Origin of the sequence: Klebsiella sp. HMSC25G12 (assembly GCF_001807705.1) — a bacterium.
Classification (GTDB): Bacteria; Pseudomonadota; Gammaproteobacteria; order Enterobacterales; family Enterobacteriaceae; genus Klebsiella; species Klebsiella variicola.
On record NZ_KV789864.1, the window covers coordinates 1 to 7,239 of the forward strand.

Consider the following 7,239-nt stretch of genomic DNA (forward strand, 5'->3'; position numbering starts at 1 on the left):
CCGTAGCCACGGTAAGCGCAGCGCCACCGTGGAAGTTTAATCAGGACTGGCCGACGTACAGATAGATCGCCAGGAAGTGACACACGCTGCCGCCGAGCACGAAGCCGTGCCAGATAGCGTGGTTATAGGGAATACGTTTGCAGACGTAGAAGATAACCCCCAGCGAGTACACCACCCCGCCGACCGCCAGCAGCGTTACGCCGCCCACCGCCAGCTTCACTGCCAGCTGATAGACCACGATAAGCGACAGCCAGCCCATCGTCAGATAGGTCACCAGCGACAAAATTTTAAAGCGGTGCGCGATAGTCAGCTTAAACAGGATCCCCAGTAGCGCCAGGCTCCAGATGACAATCATCAACCCCTTTGCCAGCGGCGAATTCAATCCCACCAGCAAAAATGGCGTGTAGGTTCCGGCAATCAGCAAGTAGATGGCGCAGTGATCGAATTTCTTCAGCCACTGTTTCGCCCGCTGATGCGGGATAGCGTGATAGAGCGTGGAAGCGAGGAACAGCATAATCATACTGCCGCCGTACAGGCTGTAGCTGGTGATCGCCGTCGCGCTGGCGTTCGTGTCTACCGCCTGCACCAGCAGCAACACAAGGCCGACAATACCGAACACCAGCCCGATCCCGTGACTGATGCTGTTGGCAACTTCCTCTGCCAGAGAATATCCCTGAGTGATTAATGGTTTGCGAACCATATTTTGACTCCGTGAAAACAAGAACGCTTTCATTGCCCACTTAGGTTAACTGAGAATGATTCCAGTGAACACCTGTTAGCTAAAATAAAACGATGTATATTTGTAAATACATTAAAATCATAGTGTTACAACAATATTTCAACTAACAGTTGTGCTGGTTTTATTTAAAGACGTTTGAATTCAATAACATAAAACCGATCTTCCGCAGGATAGATTTCACTGATGACCTGCCGCAGTTGTTCGAGGGTCATATTCTCCTGTTGAGCATGCTGTTCAGTTAGCGTGTCGAGGGTCACCGTTGAGGTCGCGGTAACGGCGATAGTGCAGAAGTAGCCGTCATCTTCATAGCGTCCGACGCGCAGCACATCACCGGCCTTAAAGTGCGACTCCGCCGCATCGCGAATGGTGATCGTTTTGCGCCCGGCCAGGATGTCGTCCTGAAAACGCTGAAAAAAGGTAATGTCATTAGCCTGCATGATATAATTCCGTCCTGGTCTTTATGAATTGTGAGTTCGCCACTGTGAGTATGTTCTCCCACGCCGCTGTCGCTAGTCTCAATAATCTTGAGATGATGGTCTACCACTACGTCATTAAGAATCGTGACAAAGTGATGTACATGACTATTCGCGAACTGGCCGAGGCCGCCGGGGTCTCCACCACTACCGTGTTGCGCTTCTGTCGCAAACTGCAGTGCGAGGGCTACTCTGAATTTCGCGTACGCTTTAAATTATATCTTGAGCAGAATGAGCCTCAACAGGCAAATATCGGCGCCAGCGAAATAATGAGCTTTTTTAAAAGCGTCAATAATGACGAGTTCGATCAATTGCTCGAACAAGCCGTCGATATTATTCTGTCCTCCGAGCGTATTATTTTCGTCGGCGCCGGCACCTCCGGCGCGCTGGCGAAATATGGCGCGCGCTTCTTTTCCAACGTCGGGAAATTCAGCAACCATATTGACGATCCTTATTTCCCGGTCACCAATGATATGGCTCGCAACGCGCTGGCGATTGTGCTTTCCGTCTCCGGTGAAACCGAAGAGATCCTGCGCTTTGCCAGCCAGTTCAGCCTGCATCACTGTAAGGTGATGTCGATTACCAGCCATGAACATTCGCGGCTGGCAAAACTGGCTGATTTCAATCTCTCCTGGCACGTGCCGCAAACGCGCATCGGCGGCGTTTACGATATTACAACACAGATTCCGGTGATATATATTCTCGAATCCCTGGGGCGTAAATTAGCGCGCAAAATCGGCTTAAAATAACAGCCTGTTTTTTCGATGTAACATATTACCTTTAGCGGGATTTGTTATATCGTGACATTCAATTTCGCTTTGCTAGACTCAATCGCAATAGTTATTCATAGAGATTAGCAAAGATGAAAAAATTGACTCTTCCCAAAGACTTTTTGTGGGGCGGCGCGGTCGCCGCGCATCAGGTTGAAGGCGGCTGGAATAAAGGCGGCAAAGGCCCGAGCATCTGCGACGTGCTGACCGGCGGGGCGCACGGCGTACCGCGCGAAATCACCCACCAGGTCGAAGCGGGTAAATATTACCCTAATCATGAAGCGGTCGATTTCTACGGCCACTACAAAGAAGACATCAAGCTGTTCGCCGAGATGGGCTTCAAGTGCTTCCGCACCTCTATTGCCTGGACCCGCATCTTCCCGCAGGGCGACGAAACTCAGCCGAATGAAGAAGGGCTGAAATTCTACGATGACATGTTCGATGAACTGCTGAAGTACAACATCGAGCCGGTGATCACCCTTTCCCACTTTGAAATGCCGCTGCATCTGGTACAGCAGTACGGCGGCTGGACCAACCGCAAAGTGGTCGATTTCTTTGTACGCTTCGCCGAAGTGGTCTTCGAGCGCTATAAGCACAAAGTGAAATACTGGATGACCTTCAACGAGATCAATAACCAGCGCAACTGGCGCGCGCCGCTGTTCGGCTACTGCTGTTCCGGCGTGGTCTATACCGAGCATGAAAATCCGGAAGAGACCATGTACCAGGTGCTGCATCACCAGTTCGTCGCCAGCGCGCTGGCGGTGAAAGCGGCCCGTCGTATCAACCCGGAAATGCAGGTCGGCTGCATGCTGGCGATGGTCGCCCTCTACCCTTATTCCTGCAAACCGGAAGATGTCATGTTCGCCCAGGAGTCGATGCGCGAACGCTACGTCTTTACCGATGTCCAGTTGCGCGGTTACTACCCGAGCTATGTGTTGAATGAATGGGAACGCCGTGGCTTCAACATCAAAATGGAAGACGGCGACGCGCAGATCCTGCGCGAAGGCACCTGCGCCTACCTCGGCTTCAGCTACTACATGACCAACGCGGTGAAAGCTGAGGGCGGCACCGGCGATGCCATTTCCGGTTTCGAAGGCAGCGTGCCGAACCCGCACGTCAAAGCCTCCGACTGGGGCTGGCAGATTGACCCGGTTGGCCTGCGCTACGCCCTGTGCGAACTGTATGAGCGCTACCAGAAGCCGCTGTTTATCGTGGAAAACGGCTTCGGCGCCTACGACAAAGTCGAAGCCGACGGCAGCATCAACGATGACTACCGCATCGATTATCTGCGCGCCCACGTCGAAGAGATGATCAAAGCGGTGACTTATGACGGCGTCGATCTGATGGGCTATACCCCATGGGGCTGCATCGACTGCGTCTCCTTCACTACCGGGCAGTACAGCAAACGCTACGGCTTCATCTACGTTAATAAACACGACGACGGCACCGGCGATATGTCCCGCTCGCGCAAAAAGAGCTTTAACTGGTACAAAGCGGTTATCGCCAGCAACGGCGAGAATCTGTAATTGACCGCCCTCTCCCGGCCGGGAGGGGGCAAATCACTTATCCGCCAGACACTTCTTTACAGCTTTACCATTGCTAAAACGCGTTCGCCCGATAAGATAGGCCTCGTGAATATTTGAGGCGACCATGATTAAGCGACAACGCAAAGCCATTCTTTTTGTCCTCCTGGCCTGTCTGGTGGTGCTGACCTGCACCGCCCAGCGGATGGCCGGGATGCACGCGCTGGTCATGAACCTCACCGCCGACAGCCCGTCGCTACAGCAAAACCCGGATAAGGCCGAGGCGCCGGTCACGCCGTGCGAGCTCAGCGCCAAGTCGCTGATGGCCGTTCCGCCGATGCTGTTTGAAGGGGCGCTGTTGGCTATCACTCTGCTGCTGGCGGTGCTGGCGGCGATCCCGCCGCGTATCGAACGCCAGTGGCCTCCCCGCGTTATCTCCCCACCCCGATTGCGGGTGCATCTGCGATTATGCGTCTTCCGTGAGTGATTAATTCTCCTGACAGCTCAGGTTAATTTATTACTTACGGAGAAAATTTATGTTTATGGTATTCAGGCGACTGCTGGTCTGCCTGCTTTGGCTATGGCTGCCCGTCAGCCAGGCCGCCGATAGCGGCTGGCTGCGCGTCGCCGACAATCAACACGCCAGCGTGCGCCTGCGGGCGCAAAGCGAAGGCAATGGCGACACCCGACTGCTTTTAGACGTAGCGCTGGAAAAGGGCTGGAAAACCTACTGGCGTTCGCCGGGCGAAGGCGGCATCGCGCCAGCTATCGCCTGGCACACGCCGCTGGAGGTTAACTGGCGCTGGCCGACGCCGCAGCGCTTCGACGTCGCGGGTATTTCCACTCAGGGGTATCACGGCGACGTCAGCTTCCCGATGACCCTGCGCGGGAAAATACCGCCGACGCTTAGCGGCGTCCTGACGCTCTCTACCTGCAGCAATGTCTGCATTCTCACTGACTACCCCTTTTCGCTGGATATGACGGCTCCGGCAGGGGAGCAATTTAATTACGATTTCACCCGCGCGATGGGCACGCTGCCGCTGCGCGATGGCCTGACTTCGCAGCTGACCGCCAGCTACGTCAGCGGCAAACTGACGGTGACCGCCCGCCGCGATGCCGGCTGGCAGCAGCCAGCGCTGTTTATCGACAGCATGGAGGATGTCGATTTCGGCACGCCGAGCTTTACCAGCCGCGGCGATACGTTGACCGCCACCGTACCGGTCACCGATAGCTGGGGCGAAGCGGCGCCGGATCTGAGCGGCAAAACGCTGTCGCTGGTGCTGGCCGATAGCGGCCAGGCGCAGGAAAGCCAAATCGCCATCGCCGCCGGCAGTACCGCGCCGGGGCTGGCGTTAGGCTGGGTGCTGCTGATGGCGCTGGCCGGCGGGCTTATCCTCAACGTCATGCCTTGCGTGCTGCCGGTGCTGGCGATGAAACTCGGCTCATTGGTGCAAACCGAACGTCGCGAACGCGGCGCGGTGCGGCGGCAGTTCCTCGCCTCGGTATGCGGGATCGTCGTCTCCTTCCTGGCGCTGGCGCTGATGATGACCGCGCTACGCTTAGGTAATCAGGCGCTCGGCTGGGGGATCCAGTTCCAGAACCCGTGGTTTATCAGCGCGATGGCACTGGTGATGGTGCTGTTCAGCGCCAGTTTATTGGGACTATTCGAAATCCGTCTCTCCTCCAGCGCCAGTACCTTCCTCGCCACCCGCGGCGGCAACGGCTTGATGGGCCATTTTTGGCAGGGCGCCTTCGCCACCCTGCTGGCGACGCCCTGTACCGCGCCGTTCCTCGGTACCGCCGTGTCGGTGGCGCTGGTGGCGCCGTTGCCGCTGCTGTGGGGGATTTTCTTCGCCATGGGGATCGGCATGAGCCTGCCGTGGCTGCTTATTGTCGCCTGGCCGGGGCTGGCGCAACGACTTCCACGTCCAGGCCGCTGGATGAATCATCTGCGCGTGGTGTTGGGGCTAATGATGCTTGGTTCAGCACTATGGCTGGTTAGCCTGCTGACGATCCACATCGGCCGCACGCCGGTGCTTACCCTGCTGGTGATTCTGGCCATCGGCCTGCTATTGGCCACCGCCTGGCGCTACCGCTGGCGTACGGCGCTGCGCGCGGGCGCTCTGGCCATCGTTGTGGCGGGCGCCGTCGCCTTTGTCGTCCAACAGGACGGCCAGGGCCCGCGCCGCGACCGGGTTAACTGGCAGCCGCTCAGCGAGCAGGCTATCGCTAACGGCCTTGCGGAGCATAAACGGGTATTTATTGATGTCACCGCCGACTGGTGCGTGACCTGTAAAGCCAATAAATACAACGTGCTGCTGCGCGACAACATCCAGCAGGCGCTATCAGCGCCAGACGTGGTCGCCTTACGCGGCGACTGGAGCCGACCCTCCGCCGACATTAGTCAGTTTTTAACCGCACGCGGCAACGCCGCGGTGCCGTTTAACCAGATTTACGGACCGGGATTGCCGCAGGGAGAGATCCTGCCTGCGCTGTTAGACCGCGAACAACTTCTCGCCACCCTGTCCGCCGCTAAAGGAAAATAACATGAGAGCTATCACCGCCTTATTACTGCTGTGCGTATCGGCCTTCAGCTTCGCCTCGCCGGCGGAAAAACCGCAATCGAACGGAAATGACCAGTTAGCCCAGCTGCTGTTTAACGATCCGAATAGCCCGCGCACCGGCGCGAAAGAGCCAAAACTCACAATCGTCTCGTTTACCGATTACAACTGTCCTTACTGCAAACAGTTTGATCCGCTGCTGGAAAAAATCGTCCACGATAATCCGGATATTCAGATCATCGTTAAGCTGCTGCCGTTTAAAGGGCAGAGTTCGGTGAATGCCGCTAAAGCCGCGCTCTCCACCTGGCGTCAGCAGCCCGATAAATTCTGGGCGCTGCATCAGCGGCTGATGGCAAAAAAAGGCTATCACGATGACGCCAGTATCGCCGCCGCGCAGAAGAAAACCGCCACCGATAGCGTGAATATTGATGACAAGACCATGGATTCGCTGAAGATGAACCTGATTTTGTCGCAGGTGCTGAATATTCAGGGCACCCCGGCGACCATCATCGGCGATCAGATGGTGGCCGGCGCGATCCCTGCTGAAGACCTGGAGGGGCTGGTGAAAGAACAGCTGGCGAAAGCCCGTGGCCAGTAAAATCAGGCGCTGGCTGCGCGAGCTGGCGGTGTGGCTGCTGATTGGCGCGGCGGTGAGCCTGGCGGTGGATTATTTTCGCCAGCCCGCGCTGCCGCAAAACGTCAGCGCCACATCGCTGCAGACACTCGACGGCAGGACGCTGGATCTGAACGCCATGAGCCAGCAAAAGCCGCTGCTGCTGTACGTCTGGGCGACCTGGTGCGGAGTCTGTCGCTATACCACGCCGTCGGTGGCATCACTTGCCGCCGACGGCGGCAATGTGCTGACGGTAGCCCTGCGTTCCGGCGATAACGCCGCGCTGGAGAAGTGGCTGACCAGGAAGAAAATGACGCTGCCGACGGTGAATGACCCGAGCGGCCAACTGGCGCGGCAGTGGGACATTCGGGTAACGCCAACGCTGGTGGTCATTTCTCAAGGCGAGGTGAAGTCGGTTACCACCGGCTGGACCAGCGGTTGGGGAATGCGCCTGAGGCTGTGGCTGGCCTCCTGGTAGACCGTCGGTTTCCCCGGCTCGCGCTGCGCTTAGCCGGGCTACGGGTACGCATCGTTGGGTAGCCCGGATAAGGCGTAGCCGC

8 protein-coding genes are annotated in these 7,239 nt (G+C 57.1%); 6 read left to right on the plus strand and 2 right to left on the minus strand.

The window, feature by feature from the left end:
* Window positions 1-40 precede the first annotated feature (40 nt).
* Both trhA and yqfB read right to left on the minus strand, forming a co-directional pair.
* On the minus strand, window positions 41-700 hold the full coding sequence (trhA, locus tag HMPREF3096_RS09470; RefSeq protein ID WP_008806429.1) for a PAQR family membrane homeostasis protein TrhA: 660 nt from the start codon (window positions 698-700) through the stop codon (window positions 41-43).
* Window positions 701-864: 164 nt separating this feature from the next.
* On the minus strand, window positions 865-1,176 hold the full coding sequence (yqfB, locus tag HMPREF3096_RS09475) for a N(4)-acetylcytidine aminohydrolase (protein ID WP_015703422.1): 312 nt from the start codon (window positions 1,174-1,176) through the stop codon (window positions 865-867).
* Between the two features lie 50 nt (window positions 1,177-1,226).
* Here yqfB and HMPREF3096_RS09480 point away from each other — a divergent pair, with 50 nt between their 5' ends.
* From HMPREF3096_RS09480 to HMPREF3096_RS09505, 6 genes are all read left to right on the plus strand, one after another.
* The gene (locus HMPREF3096_RS09480) at window positions 1,227-1,961 is read left to right on the plus strand and encodes a MurR/RpiR family transcriptional regulator (RefSeq protein ID WP_015703423.1); all 735 of its coding nucleotides are present in this window, start codon (window positions 1,227-1,229) and stop codon (window positions 1,959-1,961) included.
* Between the two features lie 113 nt (window positions 1,962-2,074).
* A complete protein-coding gene (bglA, locus tag HMPREF3096_RS09485) occupies window positions 2,075-3,508 on the plus strand; it encodes a 6-phospho-beta-glucosidase BglA (protein WP_012967244.1) in 1,434 nt (477 codons plus the stop codon).
* 124 nt (window positions 3,509-3,632) lie between these two features.
* Window positions 3,633-3,992, plus strand: coding sequence for a hypothetical protein (locus HMPREF3096_RS09490; protein WP_012967243.1), 360 nt, complete (start codon window positions 3,633-3,635; stop codon window positions 3,990-3,992).
* A gap of 49 nt (window positions 3,993-4,041) precedes the next feature.
* Window positions 4,042-6,051, plus strand: coding sequence for a protein-disulfide reductase DsbD family protein (locus tag HMPREF3096_RS09495; protein WP_032731235.1), 2,010 nt, complete (start codon window positions 4,042-4,044; stop codon window positions 6,049-6,051).
* Window position 6,052: 1 nt separating this feature from the next.
* Window positions 6,053-6,664, plus strand: a complete 612-nt coding sequence (locus HMPREF3096_RS09500) for a DsbA family protein (RefSeq protein ID WP_032731236.1) — start codon at window positions 6,053-6,055, stop codon at window positions 6,662-6,664.
* Window positions 6,654-7,157, plus strand: coding sequence for a protein disulfide oxidoreductase (locus HMPREF3096_RS09505; protein ID WP_032731237.1), 504 nt, complete (start codon window positions 6,654-6,656; stop codon window positions 7,155-7,157). Before HMPREF3096_RS09500 ends, HMPREF3096_RS09505 begins: the two co-directional genes overlap by 11 nt.
* Window positions 7,158-7,239: the final 82 nt, after the last annotated feature.

What these genes read in the sequence shown, in the direction of transcription:
- trhA (WP_008806429.1), bottom strand. Translation starts at nt 700, where the DNA reads ATGGTTCGCAAACCATTAATCACTCAGGGATATTCTCTGGCAGAGGAA.
- yqfB (WP_015703422.1), bottom strand. Translation starts at nt 1,176, where the DNA reads ATGCAGGCTAATGACATTACCTTTTTTCAGCGTTTTCAGGACGACATC.
- HMPREF3096_RS09480 (WP_015703423.1), top strand. Translation starts at nt 1,227, where the DNA reads ATGTTCTCCCACGCCGCTGTCGCTAGTCTCAATAATCTTGAGATGATG.
- bglA (WP_012967244.1), top strand. Translation starts at nt 2,075, where the DNA reads ATGAAAAAATTGACTCTTCCCAAAGACTTTTTGTGGGGCGGCGCGGTC.
- HMPREF3096_RS09490 (WP_012967243.1), top strand. Translation starts at nt 3,633, where the DNA reads ATGATTAAGCGACAACGCAAAGCCATTCTTTTTGTCCTCCTGGCCTGT.
- HMPREF3096_RS09495 (WP_032731235.1), top strand. Translation starts at nt 4,042, where the DNA reads ATGTTTATGGTATTCAGGCGACTGCTGGTCTGCCTGCTTTGGCTATGG.
- HMPREF3096_RS09500 (WP_032731236.1), top strand. Translation starts at nt 6,053, where the DNA reads ATGAGAGCTATCACCGCCTTATTACTGCTGTGCGTATCGGCCTTCAGC.